The organism is Marinobacter sp. LV10MA510-1 (assembly GCF_002563885.1).
GTDB lineage: Bacteria > Pseudomonadota > Gammaproteobacteria > Pseudomonadales > Oleiphilaceae > Marinobacter.
The window spans coordinates 763,102-783,102 of sequence record NZ_PDJA01000001.1; the positions used below are offsets into that span (position 1 = coordinate 763,102).

The window sequence follows — 20,001 nt, forward strand, 5'->3', positions numbered from 1 at the left end:
GTGTTAATACAGCACTTTTAAGGCTGCAATTATTTGTACACGTGTCTGTATTTATCTACTAATATTTATCTGATATAAATCAAATAGGACGGTTTATGACGCCTACTATTGCCATTCTGCTGATCATTACCTTCGTGCTCTCAACGGTTGGTTTGCTGTTGTTGATCTGGTCTATTGCCAACAATCAGTTCAGCCATGGCCAGGAGGCCGCACGCAGTATTTTCTCGCCGGGCGAGGAGGGCCACAGTGAGGACCCTGCACGCCCTGCCGACCCGTCGTTCACGGGAGAAAACACAGCTCAGGCCGCCGCGATCAAAGCACGCTGGACCGCCGATCAATCTTCCCGAACGGCCGTGCTTACGTGGCTGAGCTCGTCCATTTTCTGGTTGGTGTTAGGCTCGTTTTTCGGCTTGGTGTCGTCCATCAAAATGCATCTCCCCGAATTTCTGGCGGCCAGTGAGTTTTTAACCTTCGGCCGGATACGCCCTGCTCACCTAAACGCAGTTACATACGGTTGGGCGTCAATGGCAGGCATTGGTGTGGCGTTATTTCTGATTCCCCGGTTATTTAAGACATCGTTGGCAGGCGGAAAATACGCTGTTCTGGGTGCTGTTATCTGGAATATTGGTCTGATTTTGGGTGTGGCGGCCATCATCCTAGGCTTATCCGATGGCAAGGAGTGGCTTGAGTTCCCATGGCAAATCGACATCCTGTTCGTTGTGGGGGGTGCCCTGTGCGCCATACCGTTGCTTTTAACTGCGGCCAACCGCCAGGTCGAACATCTTTACGTTACCAGCTGGTACTTAATGGCGGCGCTGGTGTGGTTTCCGATTCTGTTTCTAATCGCCAACTTGCCTTTTACTTTTCCCGGCGCATCCGGCGCCACCGTTAACTGGTGGTTTGCCCATAATGTTCTCGGGCTTTGGGTAACTCCCATAGGCATTGGTATCGCCTACTACATGATTCCAAAAATTCTTGGTCGACCGATCATTTCCTATCAGTTATCACTCATTGGTTTCTGGTCTTTAGCTTTGTTTTACAGCCAAGTGGGCATTCACCACATTATTGGAGGCCCCATACCGACCTGGCTGGTGACTCTGTCAATCGTTCACAGCGTGATGATGTCGATACCGGTTATTACCGTCGCCATCAACCACCACGGGACTATGATGGGCAACTTTGGGCGTCTTAAAGATTCGCCGACACTTCGATTTGTGTGGATCGGCGCTCTCATGTACACGGTGGCTTCGCTTCAGGGGTCTATGGAAGCACTGCGCAGCATTAATGTAATCACTCACTTTACCCACTACACGATTGCCCACGCGCACCTGGGTATGTATGCCTTCCTGAGCTTCATTCTTTTTGGTGCGGTTTATTTCATCATGCCCCGCCTGACCAACTGGGAGTGGCCATGGCGCAGGCTGATCAGTCTGCACTTCTGGCTGGTGAGCGTCGGCATCGTGATTTATGTGGTGTCGTTGAGCATTGCTGGCTGGAAGCAGGGTATGGCTTTGCTCGATGCGGCTATGCCGTTCATGGACATTGTTCGAATGACAATGCCGGCACTTCAGGCCCGCACGGTAGGTGGCGCTCTGATGACGCTTGGGCACCTGGTGTTTGCGTTCCATTTCGTTGCGATGCTGATGCATCGTGGAATTGGCAATCAGCAACCAACACTCTTTCGTTCTGCTATTAAGGAGGTCACTCAATGAAAGGTGCTCTTGCAATTATGGTCGGTGCGGCCCTTATTTTATTGTTGGCCATGCTTACCCTGGTGGTTATGCCGTATCTGCAAATGTCGGCAGAACAGGTTCCGCCTGATCTCAAGCCTTATACTGAAACGCAGCAGCGCGGTCGGCAGTTGTACATAGCGAACGGCTGTATTTACTGCCATAGCCAGCAACCGCGGGATCCGGGTTTTGCTCCCGGAGACAGAGATCGGGGCTGGGGGCGCCCTTCCGTACCCGGGGACTACGCTTACGATCAGCCCCACCTGCTTGGCACCATGCGCACCGGACCTGATCTGTTCAATGTCGGCGCACGGCTGCCCAGCATAGACTGGCAACTGCTGCACCTTTACAACCCCAGAGTGGTCCACAAAGACAGCATTATGCCGTCGTATCCTTTTTTGTTTCGCCATGTGGATGAGGCTGAGGCGGGTGATAAAGTCGTTTACCTACCGGCGTCTTTTGGTCCTGAATCCGGGCAGATTGTTGCTACCGACGATGCGCTGGCACTCGCCGAGTATCTGCTTGTCCTTGACCATACTTATCCGGCACCTACCTTGCCGAAAGCCGATAACTCCAAGGAGTAACGAGCGCTATGAACGAGCATGATCATCGCGCCCAAAACCGGGAATCTGCTGAACCGGAAGAGGGCACTCGCGCCGCTCCAAAAATTGTATTCGTCTACATTGCCATCCTGATTGTCTGGGGCGTTGGCTACTACGCCTGGCAGATTGGCAAGCCATTGCTGGGGGGTGACAGCCGCACACCCGTTATAACCGAGCATCAGGAATCCAGGCCGGCAGACGGCGCAAGCGCTGATCGCGCTATGGAATCTAATAATGTTGCAAACGCTGACAGCGCTGAAGTCCCGGTAAACCCGACTGCGCCGAACACAGATAAATCAGACGCTTCGAATTCGGGCTCGTCAGGCGCGTCGGATCAAGAAATGTCAAACACTGCGAACTCAGAAGGTCCGGCCTCTGACAGCCTCACAGCAAGCGCAAAACCGGATGGCGCGGCCATTTTTAGCGCCCAGTGCAGCGCCTGCCATCAGGCAAGCGGACAGGGCATACCGGGCGCCTTTCCACCCTTAGCTGGAAGCGAATGGATGTTGGCCGACGCAGCCATTCCTGTCGCTATCGTCCATGATGGTCTGCAGGGGAAAATTGAAGTTGCAGGCAATCAGTTCCAGGGTGTTATGCCCAAGTTTGGCGGCCAACTTTCCGATGCGGAACTGGCGGCTGTATTGAGTTATGCACGCAGCCAATGGGGCAATGACGCGAGCGCGATCAGCCCGGGCGCGGTCACCGAACATAGAGAACGTTTCGGTGACCGTAAGGAATGGTCAGCAGAAGAGCTAACGAAGGTTTTCGGGAAACCCTGAGATGGCCGCCGATAACGTAAACACAGCACAGGAATCTCTGGACCGGGACCCCAGACACAGGGACCCCGAGCATTACAAAACCGGGCACCAGGAAATCTTGATGGTTGAGGGGATGCGCTGTGGCAGTTGTGCCATTGCCGTAGAAGCTCTGTTAAAAAAGCAACCGGGCGTTCGTGATGCGGCGGTTAATTTTGCAGCCGACGTCGCCATGATTTGCTGGGACAGGGAGAAGCCCCGGCTTGCCAACCTTCAGCAGGCCGTCGCCCGATTGGGTTATCGCCTGCACGATTCGGTTGACCCTGAACGGAGCAAGTTCCAGGCAGAGTCCGTGCGCAAGCACCTCCAAAGACGACTGGCGGTGGCGGTTGTCTTCGGCATGTGGAGCATGATGCCGGCTCTGTTGATTTATCTGGCACCGTTCGGAGCGGCAGAGCCGGAGGTTCTGTGGCCGCTCGCTTTGGCTAGCGGTCTGTTCGCGGTGCCCGTTGTAATTTACTCCGGATCTCACTTCTACCGCGTTGGCTGGCGCACGCTGATTGCCGGCGCACCGGGCCTCGACAGTTTGATTTTTCTGGCGGTTTTTTCGGCTTGTATCATCTCAACCTGGCAGCTCTTTTCCGGCAGCCACCATGTGTACTTCGATGCGGCCGTTATGCTGATCACTTTCCAGCTGATCGCAAGACTGCTGGATACCAGCGTACGCCGGCGTGCCTCGGAGATCATTCGACGCTACCTTCAAGATGTGCCCGAGCTAGTGACCGTAAAAGCTTCTGACGGCAAGCTCGAAACTCGCCTGGCCAAGGATGTTAGCGCTGGCGAACGCATTTTTCTCCAGGCCGGTGACCAGTTGGCATTGGACGGAAACGTTTTCCGGGGGCATGGTCAGGCCGACCTGTCCATGCTGACGGGAGAGCACCTGCCGCAATCGCTCGGGCCAGGGGATGAGCTGCTTGCAGGCTGCCAATTGGTTGAAGGTGAGCTCGAACTAACCGTAACCGCCATTATTGGCCAACGCCGGATCGACCGCTTATCGCGGTCCATCAGCGCTCTGCTCAGCCGCAAAACCACCTTGCAGCGACTGACCGACCGGATTGCCCGAATCCTGCTGCCGGTCATCGTGACTGCGGCCGCCCTGGCCGTGGGTTTGGCTTTTTTTCAAGGCGTTTCTGCCCCGGAAGCGGCAGCCCGTGGCTTGGCCGTCATGATCATAAGTTGCCCCTGTGCCCTTAGTCTCGCCATTCCGCTGGTGATCACCATGGGCCACGCCAATATGGTCAGCCGCGGCATCGTTTTGCGGGATCCCGCTGCACTGGAGGCTGCAGCAAAGGTTGGGGCCATCGTCTTCGACAAGACCGGCACTCTGACCACCGGTGTGCCCAGCGTGAACACGATCACGCCGGCCGGACAATGGACCGAGAGCAGTCTGTTGCAACTCGCACGAGACATTCTCAGAGAGTCGACTCACCCGGTCGCTAAGGGGCTTGCGGCGGATACAGAATTTGGGCTTGTAGCGGCCTCCGACGGCACGCGTGAAAGTATTGCAGGCGCGGGCACGCGCTGGACTAACGGCATGAATACCGCTTTGGCCGGGCAAGCGAACTGGCTCTGCAAACAAGGTGTTAAGGTACCATCAACCGAGGATACCGGAATGAGCGTCTATCTGGCCTGCAACGGACTCTATGCCGGTAAAATCGGTTTTAAAGAAACGCTCAGGCCGGAGGCTGCATCTACTATTGATCAGCTGACACGCCAGGGCTTTACCATTTACTTGCTCAGCGGCGATACACATAACGCATGCCTTGATTTTGCCGAACGCCTTGGCATTTCACCCAAGCATGTTATTTCGGGCTATTCTCCCGAGCAAAAGCATGGTTTTATCGAAACCATCGAGAAGCAGACTGATGTGGTATTCGTGGGTGACGGCCTCAATGACGGCCTCGCCCTCGCGGGCGCCAGGCTTGGCATTGCCGTAGGTAATGCGGCGTCCGTCGCCGGCGCAGCGGCGGCCGTTTACCTGACCGAAAGCATCGCCAAAGTGCCTGCCACTCTGCAGCTCGCGCGACGAGCCCGAAAGCTTATGCACCAGAACCTTTTCTGGGCCGTCGGTTACAACGCTGTGGTGATTCCACTGGCCGTTATCGGCTGGGTTCAGCCCGTTATTGCGGCCATTGCCATGTCACTTAGCAGCGTGTGTGTTCTGCTTAACAGCTTGCGTATGCAGAAGCAGGTATCTGGTGATGATCCGAACAGTAGAGTCTCAGCCGTTCAATAGGCCGTCCGATTGCAGATTTTTTATGTTAAAAACCTGTCACGCACTTCTTTTTTCGGCATCGTGCAAGTCGCTCGTTTGCCAAATAATGTGTAACGGTTCCGGGCAAGAATCCTGTAAAAATAATCCCGAACAACAGCAGGTACGATTTTAAAGGCTCCGAACTTGACATCCTCCCCGCCCTGACGGACGGGGATTCCTGCTGCGCTCAGGCGTGGCATTGAGCCATCCCTGAGTCGCTTCGGTGGGTTCCTGTTGCTGACGGCATTACAGCACCGTTCACTTCACAGGCTAACCGGGCATGACCTGCCCTTAGAATATTGATGGCGGCGTTGAGGTCTGCATGTTCAGCATACCCACATTCGACACATTCGAATTGCGATTGAGTCTTGCGATTCTCTGCACAAATATGACCGCAGGCCGGACACGTCCGGCTGGTGTTACGAGGGTTGACGGCAAACACTACACCGCCCAGCCACGCCTGCTTGTATTCCAACTGGCGGCGGAACTCGCCCCAGCCCTGATCGAGAATCGACTTATTAAGGCCGGATTTGGCGTTTACGCTTCGCCTTGGTGCCTCAAGTGTGCCGCTTGCTGACTTGCTCATATTCGTGACTTTCAGATCTTCGATGACGACCATCGCGTGGTTTTTGCTGATGATGTTCGAGGTCTTGTGGAGAAAGTCATTGCGGGTATGAGCAACCCGTTGATGCAACGTGGTGATACGGGCCTTCGCCTTTTTCCAATTGCGGCTGAATTTGACCTTGCGGCTCATGCGTCGCTGATACTTTGCCATCTTCGCAGCGCGGGTACGCAGCGCATTGACCGGCTCGAACATCGTGCCGTCAGAGAGCGTCGCGAATAGCGTGATACCCGCATCGAGGCCGACTATCGACGTTGATGGATGTATTGGCTGCCCAACTTCGCGCTCGGTCTGAATGCTGGTGTACCACTTGCCAGCCACACAGGAAACGGTGATGTTCTTTGCCAGTCCGAGGATGCCACGGCTCTTGCGGTAGCGAATCCAGCCTAGCTTTGGGAGTCGAATACGTCGATTGGCTTCGTCAATCTCGAAACCTTGCGGAAAGCGAAAGCTGTCTGAGGACCTACCTTTTTTCTTGAATTGTGGAAAATCGGCACGCTTCTCAAAGAAGTTCTTGTACGCAGCGGCCAGGTCTTTTGTGACTTGTTGTAGTGTTTGTGAGGGAGAGTCGCACAAGTACGAGAATTCCTGCTTCCACGCTGGCAGCCAATTATTCATGCCAAAGCTGTTGGTGAATTTTTCACCGGCCGTATGTAGCCCTTGCTGACGATTCAAAGCCAAATTCCAAATCTTGCGAGCATTACCAGCGTACTGACGCATGGCGCGGATTTGCTCACCGTTTGGTTCAATCTGAAATTTGAATGCTTGAAGGCGTTTCATAGCTCAATTATGGTTGGTCCATGGAAAAAAACAATGATATTAGGCACGGGCGGTATTGCGTTTTTAGGATGCACGTTCATTTGGTATTTGTGACGAAATATCGTCGCGGCGTGTTCACGGCTGAGATTATTGATGACCTGCGCGGTATCTTCTTTGAACAGCAGCAAACGCCGGAATGAGAATTTTGCTCACGAGAGGGACACCTGCGGTGTCCGCGCTATTCATCCCCGGCCTGAAGGCCGAGGTTTTCCGCGCATTCCGATAAACCAGAAACCGTCAAGGTCTTTTGTTATCTCAAGCGCAGCGTTGGTGCGTAAGAAGGATTGTCCATTTTTTATCAGAACAAAAGAGTCATAACCTACTTCAGGAACTTGATGCTTTAATAAAAGGTCCTGAGCTATTTTGCTCTGCGTTGGAGTAAATTTAAAAACGGCTTTAGAGTCTCGTTTAATGATGAAATTTACCGCTCCGTTGCAGAAGTTGCATATTCCATCAAAAATAACGATCTGACTATCCTCCATAACTCTCTCCGCATCTCATGGGTGAACAGGACGCGAACGTTCACCGGAAGTTCGTCGCTCACATTGATAGCTTAAGGCTCGTGGCTGCCCCACCTTGCTGACCGTCTACTTGAGTGAACAACACGTTATTTTCCAGGTGAATGTGGTCCATCAGATCCCTTCGGAATGTCTGTAGCCCTTTGTAGAGCGCCTGCCAGGTGTTGCAGGCCCCGTCCGGCAGATTGTAGTGACGGGTCAGGCTGTCCAAACGTTCCAGTGCTTTGCCGTGATCGTCGTGCTCGGCACGCATGATCTGGATCGGATAAACGGCCATGCTGTCCACACCGCGGGTGAGCATTGGAAACAGGATCTGTTCCTCCTTGGCCATGTGCTCTTCCAATTCCTGTGCCATCGTTTCCAGGTGTGCGGCTAGTCCGGCCGGGCATTCCGGATGGCCACCGTGAACACGCTCCACGCGTTGTGCCAGGCGGATAAGCTCGGGCAATTGCTCTCGGTAGACGTCGTGGTAGCTCGTAAGGATGTGTTCAATTAACCCGGGCAGGTCGGTACCTGCCCAAATGTCCTGCGGTTCATCACGCTGTTGAAGGCGCTCAAGACCGGCCAGAAGGATTGCTGTATTAAGGCCTTTCTTTTCCGCCGCGCTCCGCAACGTGCGTGCACCACCGCAACAAAAATCCAATTTAAAGCGGTGCAGGACCGCTGTTGCACCGGGAATGTCCCGGGCCTGTTCGGCAATATTTCCCATAGATTGGTCCAGTAGATTCATGGCTTCATACCTCCGGTTTGCGTGAATCGGTTTCAGATTCTGCTGCGCCCCGGTGATGTGACGTATCGGGCCATTGCTCATCTGATTAAAGATTAAGCTTAGAGTACATCCTTTAAGATTTATATTAAATACTTTTTATAGAGTGCCACTTTTGGGTCCGAGTTGAAGTGGTCAACTGAATTTGGTCCGGTTGGGTCATTAGAACGGCTACGGCACTACGCTAGGTTAATCAGGGAGAGGGTTCTAATCTCATAAAAACGTATGACTTGCACTATTGTACAGTGCACTTAAAAGCCACTAGAGGTTTTTGATGTACTGATAAAAATGGAGGCGCGGGTCGGAATCGAACCGGCGTTAACGGAGTTGCAGTCCGCTGCATGACCACTCTGCCACCGCGCCTAATAAAGCTTTTTGGCTTTGTGCTCTCAAGTGGGGTGAGAGACTTTTGAAGCATTTTTCCGGATGTTAACCGGAAAAATTGGAGCGGGAAACGAGATTCGAACTCGCGACCTCAACCTTGGCAAGGTTGCGCTCTACCAACTGAGCTATTCCCGCAAATGCTGTCGTAAGTTGTTGCCCGACAACGGAAGCGAATTATACGGATCTTTCCTCGAGCGTCAACAACCTGATGAAAAAATATCGGTAAATGCTGTAGCGGACGGGAGTTTGCTGGTTAGCCGTAGAGAATACTAGCGCGGGTAACCGGTAATGCGGCGGATGGTTTTATACAGGCTTTGCAGCTGCGGATAGATTTTCAGGTAAACCTCGCGGTACAGCTGCTGGTAAAGCGCCTGACTAGCCGGGTAGGGTGGTATAAAACGCACCGGTTCTACGTAGCGTGGGTTGGTGGTATTCATCGTGGCGGTGGTGCCATAACTCAGGCAAGCGGTGTCGGGCGCAAGCGCGCCGCTGGCCAGCACTTCGCAGGCTTTATCCGACGCCGCCGCCAGCACCGGCAGGCCCGCTGGTAGCCCGAGGTGCTGGGCAGCAATAGCGGTCAGTGGGCCGACGGTTTCACCGGGCGTAATCAGCTGCGGCAGCTGTTCAGGGCGAACCGGCATCAGCCGCCACTTGAAGTTGCGTTTGCCGGCCCAGGTCTGGCGTTTGTAATCGTAGGGCAGGTAGCCTACTTGGCTGGCACTGGAGTCGCGGAATTTGCCGGTCAGGCGATAGTTCAGGTAACCCGATAATAATAGAAAATGGCGGGTGTCGAGCCAGACATCTGGCTGATTCTCGGCAATCCAGTTGGCCTGGCAGTTTTCGCGAAAGCGCTGAATGGTAGTTGTCAGGCCCAGCAAACGGAACGTCCAGCGCAGGTAGGCCGGCAGGGGGGCGCTGGCGTCGGCGTGGCGTTGGTCCAGCCAGATAATGGCCGGGCGTAGCGGTGTTCCGTTAGCGTCCAGATTCACCACTGTGCCACGCTGGGTGGTCAGGATGACGCCTTTGACCTGCGCGGGGTTTATGGCTCACCGAATCTGGCTTTTGCAAATCGGGCGGGGGGGGGTTGAACACCCTCAGTTGGTTATTGAGCAGCGCCTGTCCGCGGGCTGCGGACAATCCCATGCTCAGGGCTTCCCGAGCGATCAGGCGAAAGGTGGTTAGTTTGCCGCCGGCGATGGTAATCAGCCCGTTATCGCTGCTGATGCTGTGCTCGCGACTTTCACCGGAAGGCGCAAGCTTGCGCCCGCCGTTTTTCTGGCTGCTGATAACGGGCCGAACACCGGCCCAGCTCGACAGAATGTCGCCGGATTTCAGCTCGCTTTCGGGAAACAGATGTGCGGCCATGGTCAGCAGGTAATTCACTTCGCTCTGGTTGATGACAGGCTCTTCGGTCAGGTCTTCGTTATGATCAAGATCGGTAGTGCCTAGCACGGTTTGCCCCAGCCACGGGAACGCGAACACGGGGCGCCGGTCCTGGGGGTGGAATGCGGTGACCGAGCAATTTACCGGCAAACGCTGCCAGGGTAGCACCAGGTGGCTACCGCGCAGGGGGTGTATGGCGAGCTGTTTCTCTCACTGCCGATTGGAACTGGCCACTCCAGGCACCGGTGGCTGCGATGACCAATTGAGTTTTTATGGCAAACGGTTCGGTGTCTTCCTCGGCCTGAGTGGTCAGGCCGCAGATCTGCCGCGAAGTGTCCGAGGCTCGTTGCAGTTCTAGCGCTTTCACGTAGTTCAGGTAGAGCGCGCCCTTGGCGCCTGCCTCGGCAAGCAGTCGCTGTACCAGCCGGGTATCGTGGGTCACCGCGTCGGTAAAAACGCTGGCAGCGGTCAGGTTTTTAGAATTCAGCCCAGGCACCCAGAGTGGAACCTGGGATGGCTGCAAAGGGGGCAATGTCGCTACGCCAGCAAATCGGTTGTACAGGCGCAGCAGCGCCGAAACAGCCGCGGGCCCGGAAACTCGCCTTTATAATGGGGCATGACATAGTGCATGGGTGTTACCAGGCCCGGTGCCTCAGTCAGCATGCGCTGGCGTTCCTGAACGGCGCTGCGAGCCAGGCGCAGGTGGCCGCCGACCAGATAGCGCAGCCCGCCATGAACCATTTTTGACGAGCGGCTGGAACTGCCCCAGGCGAAATCCTGCTGCTCCAGCACCAGGGTTTTCAGGCCGCTCGCGGCGGCTTCAAGGGCGATGCCCGCGCCGATAACCACCACATCAAAACTTTGTGTCTGCTGTTTTAGCTCTGACAGCTGTTGCGAGCGGCTCATGATTTTGCGCCCTCACTTTTCTTTGGTGCGGGTGCCAGCGTTCCCGGGTTCATAATTGATTGCGGGTCAAAGCCCTGGCACAGGTGTTGAATTGTCTGAATCGCAAGCGCACCTTTTTCCTGCAACAAATAGGGGGCGTGGTCTTTACCCACGCCGTGTTGATGGCTGATGGTCCAGCCCTGGCGAACGATGAGCTCCGAGGTGCTGTGCTTGAGGGTCTTACAGCGATCTAATGTACTGGCGTAGCAAGCCGCAACGCGGAAGACGTAAGCATCGGGGAAGCAATCAATCTGCAAAATCTTCGCCGTTGCGGGGCAGTCTCAGTGAAAAAGAATCATCACCCCAGCCATTCCAACGCCGCATCCGGTGTGTTCCTTGTTGTCGAGTTTCAGGGTTGCCCGGACTGTTGCATCCGCTGGTTCAAATCGCGCCAACGAGACAGTTTGTCTGCCTCACTGTCGGTCTATCGGGGCTCTGCTGGCCAGGAGTTGTAGGCGCTGATAATTTTTCAGGCGCTGGTAGGCTTCGTCACCAAACTCGGTGCGCACATAGTTCATTAATTTATCATTGAGCTCTAACGCGTTTCCAACCGAGCCCAGAGTGAGCGTAAGCAAAATCGCCCATAACCAGGAATGGCCATTAAAAAGCCGGCGCTGCACCGACATTCTGGCTGCGGGTAAAGAAGCGCGGTCTTGGGACGCTAGAAACAAGCTTATCAACCCCATTGCGCAAGCTGTGGCGTAACTGCTCAAGCCTTTCGCGTATTTCGGCTCGTCGTTGTTCGTCAGTAGACGCAGTGGGAGCGCCGGTAGATTGTGAGAGGTCAGGTTGTGAGAGTGCCGGATTCGGAAGCACCGGAGGCGTATAGGCAGGCTCGGGGCTTTGCGTTTCATTAGCAACAGCGCTTAAACCACTAGGGCTGTCGATTTCCGGAAAATACAATTTTTCCAGCTTACCTGAACGCTCAATGATGATTCGTGCAGGGTGAACCGAACGCAGTATTGCGTTGCCGGGTAGGGTGTCACCCACCAGATAGGCGTCGGTGTTGTTGCGCTCGTCTTCAATCAGTGCACTGCCGGCAAAGTCGCCGGTGGCCGCCAGAACGCCCCGTAAGGTCAGCTGTAGATTGGTTTCGGGCAGATTCTCTGTGTTTTGCCGAAGGCCCGGAGTATTGGTTTGTGACTTGCCAAACACGCCAAGCCTGCCAGGCGGTGGATGCTAGCAACAGCGCTGCCAGCGCAAGGGCGGCAGCCGTTATAAGATATTTCGAATCCAGGCGCATGTGTTGTTCCGGCTAAGACAGGTTTGGCAGATAACACCAACAGGTTACCAGAGAGCCACTGATTAATGGCAGTATAGAACATCGGGTTATTCAGCTGGCCTGCCCGCTGTGGTAGCCTTTAGCCTTGTTTCGTCGGCACGCCGACCAGCAGCGAGAAACATCGTGAGCTCAGAAATCCAACAACTGCCGTACAATAATAATAGCGCTGCCAGCAGGCTGCCGTTTTCGTTTGCCAAACGCAACGGCGTTATTGTGACCCGCGCAGGTAACGGCGAAACAGTTATTCTGGTGCGCCCCGGCTCTTCCCACATTGCGTTGGCCGAAGCCAACCGCCTGTGCGGAGGGCGCGCCCGCTTTGCCACCGTTGAAGCGGATAAGTTCGATCAGGCCCTGAACGACGCCTACCAGAATGATTCTACCGCTGCCATGCAAATGGTTGAGGGTATTGGTGACGACATGGACCTGGCGTCGTTAGCGGATTCGGTGCCAGAAACCGAAGACTTGTTGGAACAGGAAGACGACGCTCCTATTATACGTCTGATTAACGCGATACTGACTGAAGCGGTGAAAACCGGTGCTTCAGACGTTCATATTGAAACCTATGAAACGCGATTGATTATACGTTTCCGGGTAGACGGCGTTCTACGCGAGATTGTGCAGCCCAAGCGGGCACTGGCGCCTTTGCTGGTGTCTCGTATCAAGGTTATGGCCAAACTCGATATTGCCGAAAAGCGTATTCCCCAGGATGGCCGTATTGCGCTGCGGGTTGCTGGTAGGGAAGTGGATATCCGCGTGTCAACCATGCCTTCGTCGGTCGGTGAGAGGGTGGTGCTACGATTGCTCGACAAGCAAGCTGGCGCTATACGTCTGAAATCTCTGGGCATGGGCGGATACGACCTGAAAAAACTGCGCAAGCTGATCTATCGTCCCTACGGTATTTTGTTGGTAACAGGCCCGACAGGCTCCGGTAAGTCCACGACTTTGTACGCGGCATTGCAGGAAATAAATGACCGCAGCCGCAATATTCTGACGGTAGAAGATCCCATTGAGTATAACCTGCCGGGGATTGGCCAGACCCAGGTTAATACCAAAGCGGATATGACCTTCGCCCGGGGTCTACGTGCAATTCTGCGGCAAGACCCTGATGTGGTGATGATTGGCGAAGTGCGAGACCTTGAAACGGCGGAAATTGCAGTTCAGGCGAGTTTGACTGGGCACCTGGTGTTGTCCACCTTGCACACCAATTCTGCGGTGGGTGCGATTACGCGGATGATGGATATGGGCATCGAACCTTTTCTAATTTCATCAAGCATTGTGGGTATTGTGGCCCAGCGCTTGGTGCGATTATTGTGCCCCTATTGCCGTGAAGCCTATGAGCCTACGCCGGAGCAGTGTGAATTTCTGCAGCAGGACCCGGCCAACCCGCCGCGAATATTTCGCGCCAGAGGCTGCGCACACTGTAACGATCTGGGCTATCGCGGCCGCATCGGTATTTACGAAACCGTGGAAATTAGCGAAAGTCTCTGTGCGCTGATTCATAAGCGCGCCGGCGAGCTGGTCTTGGAACGGGAGGCTCGCCAGCATAGCCCTAGCATTCATGCCGACGGCGTTGCCAAGATTTTGGCGGGCATCACCAGCGTGGAAGAAGTGCTTCGCGTTACCCACCGGAACCAATAAACCATGCCGGCTTTTGAGTACAAGGCGCTGGACGCTCGCGGGAAACAGACACAAGGCGTACTTGAAGCCGATGCACCGCGGGCGGTCCGCCAGCAGCTGCGGGAAAAAGGGTTGACGCCACTGGCGGTAGAGCCGGCTGTGGGAAAACTGGGGCGAGGCCCCTCATTGAATGGCAGCGGCTCCCTAAGTGCGGCGGATCTGGCGTTGGTGACGCGCCAGATGGCGACTTTGATCCAGTCCGGGATTCCCATAGAGCAGACTCTGAGCGTTACCTCAAAACAATCAAATAATTCGCGTATTCGCAGTATGTTAATCGTTATTCGCGCCAAGGTGATGGAGGGTCATAGCTTCGCCAACAGCCTGGGCGAGTTCCCGCGGGCCTTTCCGCGGCTGTTCTGCTCAACAGTCGCCGCGGGCGAACACGCTGGCCATCTTGATCTGGTATTGAACCGGCTCGCGGATTACACCGAAAGTCGCCAGGAAGCTCGCCAGAAAATTCAGTTGGCGGCTATTTACCCAATTATTCTGAGCGTGGTCGCCATTTCCATTGTGGTGTTTTTGCTCACCTATGTGGTGCCGGACATCATCGCGGTGTTTGTTCGCCAGGGGCAACAGTTGCCGTTGCTGACGCGGGCCATGCTGGCCATGTCGGATTTTTTGCTGAGCTACGGCATCTATCTGTTAATGGCCCTGGGCGCCGGTCTTGTGGCTTTTCGTTTTGCCATGGGTAAACCGGCGTTTCGCATGCGCATGCACAAACGCCTGCTGCACTTACCGCTACTGGCAGGTATGGTGCGGGGCGTTAATACGGCCCGCTACGCCAGTACCCTGAGTATACTGACCACCAGTGGTGTGCCGCTGGTGGACGCCATGCGCATTGCCGGGGAGGTTCTCGGTAACGATTATCTGCGCCAGGAGCTAAAAAATGCTGCGCGTAAAGTCAGTGAGGGCGGAGCATTACACAGGGCGCTGGATCAGAGCGGTTATTTTCCGCCGATGATGCTGCACATGATTGCCAGTGGCGAGCTGGACAGCATGCTGGAGCGCACGGCCAGAATGCAGGAAAACACTCTGCAGGCAAAAATTGCCGCGATCGTTGGCCTGTTTGAGCCATTGATGCTGTTGCTGATGGGTGGAGTGGTGTTGATTATAGTGATGGCCATTATGCTGCCGATTCTGAATATGAGTAATTTAGTGGGCTAGACTGTGATGTCTGCCAAAGCTCACTCTGAACAGCCAATAGACCCATAACCCAGGACACGAGTCTTATCATGAAGCGTTCGAACTCTCCCGTAGGTCGCCGCAACCAGGGCTTCACCCTTATCGAAATTATGGTGGTAATGGTCATTTTTGGTTTGCTGGTCGCTATTGTGGCGCCCAATATTATGGGTCGCAGCGATCAGGCCAAGGTCACTGTGGCACAAACCCAGCTCAGCAATATTGGCAATGCTCTGGATTTGTATCGCCTTGACAACAGCCGTTACCCGTCAACCCAGCAAGGGCTGGAAGCCCTGGTTAATGAGCCGGCGGGCAGCCCGAAGCCGAAAAACTGGAACGCCGACGGCTACCTGAAAAACGTTCCGGAAGACCCTTGGGGCACGGCTTACCAGTACGTTAGCCCGGGCACGGAAGGCGCTTATGATCTTTACTCGTTGGGTTCAGACGGCCAGGAAGGCGGCGAAAGCGACGCCGCTGACCTCAGTATATGGAATACCAAAGGCTGATACACCTTGCCACGTAACACCCCCCAGAATGGCTTCACTCTGATCGAAATATTGGTGGTGCTGGTTATTATTGGCCTAATGGCGGCCCTGGCGGTGTTCACTATGGGCGGCAGCTCGCAGCAGCGCGAGCTGGAAGTTGAGGTTCAGGATTTGTATCTGCGAATGCAGGTAGTGTCCGAACAAGCCATGTTAAACAATCTGGAAGCGGGCCTGGTAATAGAGGCTGACAACTATCAGTTTGTAGTGTTCGATGATGAAACCCGTGCTTGGAAAACCAGCCAAGAACGGCTGTTTCAGGTACACGCCCTGCCATCCTGGCTGTCAGTAGACACAACCGTGGCCGCTGACGCCCCGCGCTTAACGAATGAAAATAATACGTTACGGCCGAATATTGTGTTTTTTTCTAGCGGAGAAAGCACAGCTTTCGAAATTGAATTGATGGCGAGGGGCCAGGCATCGCCACCCCATCGCTTGTATTCTGACGGTATTGCACTCATACACTGGCAAAAGCCCGGCGCTGAGGCGGAGGGTCCATGAGTCGGTCACGGGGCTTCACCTTAATCGAAGTGCTTGTGGCCCTGCTGATTTTTGGCTTGATTGCAACGGCGGCTGCGCAAGTGGGCAGCCAGTATATTGCCAGTTACGAACGTGTTCGCGATAAAACCCTGGCGGCATGGCTGGCAGAAAACCGAATCAACGAAATAAGGCTGAAAAGTCGTTTGCCGGCCACCAGTGACGCCGCCAGCGACCAAGAGTTTGGGCCCTACCGCTGGCAAGTCATCACCCGGGTAACAGCCACGGCAGATTCTGACATCCGGCGTGTTGAGGTGAGCGTTAGCCGCTACCGGGACGAATCTTCAGACCCTTACACGGTGCACAGCCTGGCCGCTTTTGTGGGTGCAAGATGATGGCGTGCCAACGCGGCTTCACATTAATGGAAATGCTGATAGCCGTTACCATTACCGCCGTGATTGGCCTTGGTGTCTGGCAGGTTTTAAACGGCGTTATCAACGCCCGCGACCGGGTAGACGAAGTGGCCGATGAGTTTGCGGCGCTTCAGCGCACCATGCTGTTGTTTGAACGGGATATGAACCAGATCATCAATCGCCCGGCGCGGGATATTTTTGGCGACGTTCAGCCTGCACTGACCAGTCGTAGTGAACCTTCCAACCTGCTTTTTACCCGTCAGGGCTGGCGCAACCCGCTGGGCCAGCGCCGCAGCGAATTGCAACGCGTTGCATGGGAATACGATGGCAATGCACTGGTGCGCAGTTACTGGCCAACGCTAGACCAGGGTCAGGAAGACAATCGCAGGCAAGCGCAGGTGCTGGACGGGCTAAAGACGTTCAAGCTGCGTTTTCTGGACAGTAACCGCCAGTGGCATGACAACTGGCCTGTTCAGGGGCCGTTTGCCAGCACCACAGTAGACAACGAAACGCCCGCGCTGCCTGCGGGCCTGGAGTTGACCATAGAGCACGACCGTTTTGGCACACTGGAGCGCCTCTTCGTACTAACAGATTTCGACGCCGGCAAGGCCCAGGCCAGTCTGAGCCGAAACGTTGAAGGCAACATCAGCGACAGAGCCGCCGATGAAGAGGCGTCAGTCCAAGCGGGCGGCCAATGATGCGTCACAATGAAGCCTTTTCAAAACGCTGTAATCAGCAGGGTGTGGCGTTAATTATGGTGCTGCTGCGATGGCACTGGTGGTTATACTGGCAACCGGAATGGCACGCCAACAAAGCTTTCGGGTGTTCAAGGCAGGGCATTATCTGGCTCAGCAGCAAGGGCTGAGTGTGGCCCTGGGTGCAGAAGCGTTCGCCCACCAGATACTGATCACAGATTACGAAGAAGACAACGAAGCTGGAACGCCGATCGACAGCCTGGACGAATTCTGGGCGGCCAACTCCGTTGTGCTGCCGTTAGACGACGGCGGCGTTGCAGAGATACAGTTGGACGGTTTGGGCGGCAGGCTGAACCTGAATGACCTTATAGGTGCCGATAACGAGCCAGACCCGGTCAGCCGTGAACGCTTGGACCAACTACTGCAGAACCTTCAGATAACAGGCCTGAAAGCCGATGTGTTTATTGACTGGGTGGATGCAAATAACCAGACCATCAGTGCTTATGGTGCCGAAGACGGCCAATATCTGCTGGTTAGCAGCCCGGTTACCGGGCTGCTAACCAGCCGTTTGCCAGCGTAACCGAGTTGCGCCTGCTGGAGGGCGTGACCGAGGAAAGCTATCAGGCGCTAAGGCCTTTCGTGGCGGCGCTGCCGGTCAGTGGCCTGGGTATCAATGTAAACACTGCCAGCGCGCAGGTGTTACAAACCTTGCACCCGGATTTGAACGCGGCCCAGGTAAAGGCGGTGATTGATAGGCGAAAAGAACAACGATTTGAAAACATCAAAGATTTTCTGGCGCTGCCGCAATTTTCCGGTCTAGGCTTGAAACCAGAGGGCCTTACTTTGCAAACCCGCTTTTTTGAGGTTGTTGCACGAATTACCTACGATAAACGGGTTGTGCACCTGATCAGCACCGTTTACCGCGACCCGGAAGGCAAGGTGTCTACGTTGCACCGGGACACAGGGCAGAAAAACCAGATTACCAAAGCGCCGTTTAACATCTTGGAAGGATAACCATGTCTTATCGCCTGTATGTGCGGTCGGTTTCAGGCTCTGTCGCTGTAGAACAACAGCCAGGCGAACGGCGTTACAGTTGGGCGCTGCTGGACAGTGCCGGCCATTGCCAGACCAGAGGCGAAGCCGATAGCCAGGATGACATCGAGCAGACGCTGGCGCAGAACGCTATTGAACACAGCCTCCTGATTGGGTTGATTCCCGGTGACGAGGCGGCATTCTGTTTGGCCAATATACCCGCAAAACAACAGCGGTTTATTGCCCAGGCATTGCCTTATGCGGTTGAAGAACAGCTAGCGCAGGATATAGAAACCCTGCACCTGGCGCTCGGTAACCACGGCGATCAGGGCTACCGCGTAGCCGCGATTGATCGTGAGCGCATGGCCAACTGGGTCGGTGTGTACAGCGGTTGGCGCGACCTTACTTTGAGTGGCATATACGCCGACGCGTCGCTGCTCCCGCCCAGGGCTGACGGTTGGAGCGCCTGTGTAGATGGCGAGGTGACCATGTTGCTGGGCCCGGCCGGCGAGTGGTTGAGTGTGCAAACCTCCAATCTAAGCTTGTTCCTGCAAACACTGCTAGTGCCCGGCAACGACGCGGCTACGGCTCTGACCTTGTATCTTGAAGGGCAGGCGGGCGATGAGCCGTCTTTACTCATGACGAACAGGGTCGCTCAAGATGAAATAGAGATTACGACTGAACATTTCGAGCGCTTGCCAGTGGAACTGTTGGCCCTGTCTCACCAGCACCCGGGCGCAGGCGCCATCAACCTTTGCCAGGGCAACTTTGCCACTGGCCCGGCGAAAAAAAGTGCTCTGACGCCCTGGAGGCCCTTAATTCTGGTCGCGGCGGCCTGGCTGGTACTTCAACTGTCTTTAGAAACAGGGCTAGGCTGGTATTATCAAAATCAGGCCGACAACCTGAATGCACAGGCCATGAGTTTTTACCGACAGGCATTTCCCGACGATCGGCGCACCCACCCCGGCAATGCGCGCAGGGTGGTTGAGGGCCAGCTCAGACAAAACGCTGACAGCGGCCCGAGTCTGAATTTTATAACCCTGATGAAATTTACCGGCCAGCAGTATGCGGCGGTTTCTGGTAGCAACGGTATTCGCTTCAATTCGCTGAATTATAACCAGGCCCGCGGTGAACTGGTGGTGGATTTACGCGCAGACAGTTACGACCTGATGAGCCGGTTGCGCAATGGGCTTGCGGCCCAGGGGCTGGATGCACAAATTGGATCGGTGGTGAACGAAGCCGGTGAAATTCGCGGGCGTTTAACGGTTTCAGGAGGTTAAACGATGCTGGAAAAATTGAAAAACCAAGCCGGTGTACGCAAACTTCAGGTGCAGTATCTGCAACTCCCCCCGCGGGATCAAAAAGCCCTGCGGTGGCTGGCCGTTGCCGTACTGGCGGGTGTTTTGTATTTCGCCCTCTGGCTGCCGGCCACCGGTTATCACGATCGCGCGCAGACATCGCGGCTCAACGCCGCCCAGCTGCTGGCCTGGATGAACGGCAACGCTGCCAGTATAAGCGCGCTTGCAGGAGCGATCCCGGTTGATGATGGCGCCGACAGCGCTATCGAAAAGCCAGCAGACAGTCGCGCCTTGATGGGGTTGGTGACTCGCACGGCAAGGGAGTCCGGGCTGTTGTTGCAGCGCTTTGAGCCTGGCAGTGATAACTCTGTTCGTATATGGATGGATAACGTACCCTTTGCCGATGTGGCATCCTGGCTGGTAACTCTGAGTGTCGAAAATGGCGTTGTAATAGATCAGGCGGCGCTGGAACAGACCGCCTAAGCGGGCAAGGTAACAGCCCGTTTAACACTTGGCCTTTAATCGCCCAGCCAGCGTAAAACTGAATTGAATGAAACAGCTTCAAATC

The 20,001-nt window shown here is 55.1% G+C and carries 22 protein-coding genes, 2 tRNA genes and 2 pseudogenes; 15 read left to right on the forward strand and 11 right to left on the reverse strand.

The genetic code is table 11. The features are described from left to right. Positions 1-95 precede the first annotated feature (95 nt). From ATI45_RS03610 to ATI45_RS03625, 4 genes are read left to right on the forward strand one after another with little or no spacing between them, the layout of a single operon-like run. Positions 96-1,712, forward strand: a complete 1,617-nt coding sequence (locus ATI45_RS03610; RefSeq protein WP_098418319.1) for a cbb3-type cytochrome c oxidase subunit I — start codon at positions 96-98, stop codon at positions 1,710-1,712. Next, complete coding sequence (locus tag ATI45_RS03615) at positions 1,709-2,314, forward strand: cbb3-type cytochrome c oxidase subunit II (protein ID WP_098418320.1); 606 nt, start codon at positions 1,709-1,711, stop codon at positions 2,312-2,314. The genes ATI45_RS03610 and ATI45_RS03615 overlap by 4 nt, the downstream gene beginning before the upstream one ends. An 8-nt stretch (positions 2,315-2,322) precedes the next feature. Then, positions 2,323-3,111, forward strand: coding sequence for a c-type cytochrome (locus tag ATI45_RS03620; protein WP_098418321.1), 789 nt, complete (start codon positions 2,323-2,325; stop codon positions 3,109-3,111). Between the two features lies 1 nt (position 3,112). After that, the gene (locus ATI45_RS03625; RefSeq protein WP_098418322.1) at positions 3,113-5,383 is read left to right on the forward strand and encodes a heavy metal translocating P-type ATPase; all 2,271 of its coding nucleotides are present in this window, start codon (positions 3,113-3,115) and stop codon (positions 5,381-5,383) included. Between the two features lie 205 nt (positions 5,384-5,588). Here the strand turns inward: ATI45_RS03625 and ATI45_RS03635 are convergent, their stop codons facing one another. Then, complete coding sequence (locus tag ATI45_RS03635; protein ID WP_098418324.1) at positions 5,589-6,803, reverse strand: RNA-guided endonuclease InsQ/TnpB family protein; 1,215 nt, start codon at positions 6,801-6,803, stop codon at positions 5,589-5,591. A gap of 20 nt (positions 6,804-6,823) precedes the next feature. Between ATI45_RS03635 and ATI45_RS03640 the strand changes: the two are divergent. Continuing rightward, positions 6,824-6,955 (forward strand): annotated as a pseudogene (locus ATI45_RS03640) (transposase); the annotation flags it as partial. Between the two features lie 69 nt (positions 6,956-7,024). On the opposite strand, the gene ATI45_RS03645 reads toward ATI45_RS03640, so the two are convergent. From ATI45_RS03645 to ATI45_RS03695, 10 genes and pseudogenes are all read right to left on the reverse strand, one after another. Continuing rightward, on the reverse strand, positions 7,025-7,324 hold the full coding sequence (locus ATI45_RS03645; protein ID WP_098418325.1) for a thiol-disulfide oxidoreductase DCC family protein: 300 nt from the start codon (positions 7,322-7,324) through the stop codon (positions 7,025-7,027). A 58-nt stretch (positions 7,325-7,382) separates the two neighbouring features. Next, on the reverse strand, positions 7,383-8,090 hold the full coding sequence (gene ytfE / locus ATI45_RS03650; RefSeq protein WP_098421634.1) for an iron-sulfur cluster repair protein YtfE: 708 nt from the start codon (positions 8,088-8,090) through the stop codon (positions 7,383-7,385). A gap of 325 nt (positions 8,091-8,415) precedes the next feature. Beyond that, positions 8,416-8,489, reverse strand: a tRNA-Cys gene (locus tag ATI45_RS03655). An 80-nt stretch (positions 8,490-8,569) separates the two neighbouring features. After that, positions 8,570-8,645, reverse strand: a tRNA-Gly gene (locus tag ATI45_RS03660). Positions 8,646-8,779: 134 nt separating this feature from the next. Then, on the reverse strand, positions 8,780-9,502 hold the full coding sequence (locus ATI45_RS03665; RefSeq protein ID WP_267284048.1) for an FGGY family carbohydrate kinase: 723 nt from the start codon (positions 9,500-9,502) through the stop codon (positions 8,780-8,782). Then, a complete protein-coding gene (locus ATI45_RS22970; RefSeq protein ID WP_179888200.1) occupies positions 9,483-10,061 on the reverse strand; it encodes an FAD-dependent oxidoreductase in 579 nt (192 codons plus the stop codon). Before ATI45_RS22970 ends, ATI45_RS03665 begins: the two co-directional genes overlap by 20 nt. A 7-nt stretch (positions 10,062-10,068) precedes the next feature. Continuing rightward, positions 10,069-10,389 (reverse strand): FAD-dependent oxidoreductase, encoded by a 321-nt coding sequence (locus ATI45_RS22975; protein WP_098418327.1) that lies wholly within the window; start codon positions 10,387-10,389, stop codon positions 10,069-10,071. A 41-nt stretch (positions 10,390-10,430) separates the two neighbouring features. Further along, complete coding sequence (locus ATI45_RS22980; RefSeq protein WP_098418328.1) at positions 10,431-10,799, reverse strand: FAD-dependent oxidoreductase; 369 nt, start codon at positions 10,797-10,799, stop codon at positions 10,431-10,433. Next, positions 10,796-11,068, reverse strand: a pseudogene (locus ATI45_RS03685) (FAD-linked oxidase C-terminal domain-containing protein); the annotation flags it as partial. The pseudogene ATI45_RS03685 and the gene ATI45_RS22980, both read right to left, overlap by 4 nt. A gap of 370 nt (positions 11,069-11,438) precedes the next feature. Beyond that, positions 11,439-11,993, reverse strand: coding sequence for a type II secretion system protein N (locus tag ATI45_RS03695; protein ID WP_228735923.1), 555 nt, complete (start codon positions 11,991-11,993; stop codon positions 11,439-11,441). 250 nt (positions 11,994-12,243) lie between these two features. Here ATI45_RS03695 and gspE point away from each other — a divergent pair, with 250 nt between their 5' ends. The 10 genes from gspE to gspM all read left to right on the forward strand — a co-directional run bounded on the left by gspE (position 12,244) and on the right by gspM (position 19,916). Next, on the forward strand, positions 12,244-13,758 hold the full coding sequence (gspE, locus tag ATI45_RS03700) for a type II secretion system ATPase GspE (protein ID WP_228706188.1): 1,515 nt from the start codon (positions 12,244-12,246) through the stop codon (positions 13,756-13,758). A gap of 3 nt (positions 13,759-13,761) precedes the next feature. Then, entirely contained in the window at positions 13,762-14,961 is a 1,200-nt protein-coding gene (gene gspF / locus ATI45_RS03705; RefSeq protein ID WP_098418329.1) for a type II secretion system inner membrane protein GspF, read from the forward strand. 68 nt (positions 14,962-15,029) lie between these two features. Further along, complete coding sequence (gene gspG / locus ATI45_RS03710) at positions 15,030-15,482, forward strand: type II secretion system major pseudopilin GspG (protein WP_098418330.1); 453 nt, start codon at positions 15,030-15,032, stop codon at positions 15,480-15,482. A gap of 6 nt (positions 15,483-15,488) precedes the next feature. Next, positions 15,489-16,019: a type II secretion system minor pseudopilin GspH gene (gene gspH / locus ATI45_RS03715; RefSeq protein ID WP_098418331.1), complete on the forward strand. Its 531-nt coding sequence runs from the start codon at positions 15,489-15,491 to the stop codon at positions 16,017-16,019. Further along, the gene (gene gspI / locus ATI45_RS03720; RefSeq protein ID WP_098418332.1) at positions 16,016-16,390 is read left to right on the forward strand and encodes a type II secretion system minor pseudopilin GspI; all 375 of its coding nucleotides are present in this window, start codon (positions 16,016-16,018) and stop codon (positions 16,388-16,390) included. The genes gspH and gspI overlap by 4 nt, the downstream gene beginning before the upstream one ends. Further along, complete coding sequence (gspJ, locus tag ATI45_RS03725; protein ID WP_098421636.1) at positions 16,390-17,106, forward strand: type II secretion system minor pseudopilin GspJ; 717 nt, start codon at positions 16,390-16,392, stop codon at positions 17,104-17,106. Before gspI ends, gspJ begins: the two co-directional genes overlap by 1 nt. A 70-nt stretch (positions 17,107-17,176) precedes the next feature. Continuing rightward, on the forward strand, positions 17,177-17,683 hold the full coding sequence (locus tag ATI45_RS22985) for a general secretion pathway protein GspK (RefSeq protein WP_267283848.1): 507 nt from the start codon (positions 17,177-17,179) through the stop codon (positions 17,681-17,683). Positions 17,684-17,688: 5 nt separating this feature from the next. Next, positions 17,689-18,117, forward strand: a complete 429-nt coding sequence (locus ATI45_RS22990; protein WP_267284049.1) for a type II secretion system protein GspK — start codon at positions 17,689-17,691, stop codon at positions 18,115-18,117. Between the two features lie 2 nt (positions 18,118-18,119). Continuing rightward, complete coding sequence (gene gspL / locus ATI45_RS03735; RefSeq protein WP_098418333.1) at positions 18,120-19,415, forward strand: type II secretion system protein GspL; 1,296 nt, start codon at positions 18,120-18,122, stop codon at positions 19,413-19,415. A gap of 3 nt (positions 19,416-19,418) precedes the next feature. Continuing rightward, positions 19,419-19,916 carry a type II secretion system protein GspM gene (gene gspM, locus ATI45_RS03740; protein ID WP_098418334.1) on the forward strand — a complete coding sequence of 166 codons (498 nt, stop codon included), beginning with the start codon at positions 19,419-19,421 and terminating at the stop codon, positions 19,914-19,916. Positions 19,917-20,001 lie beyond the last annotated feature (85 nt).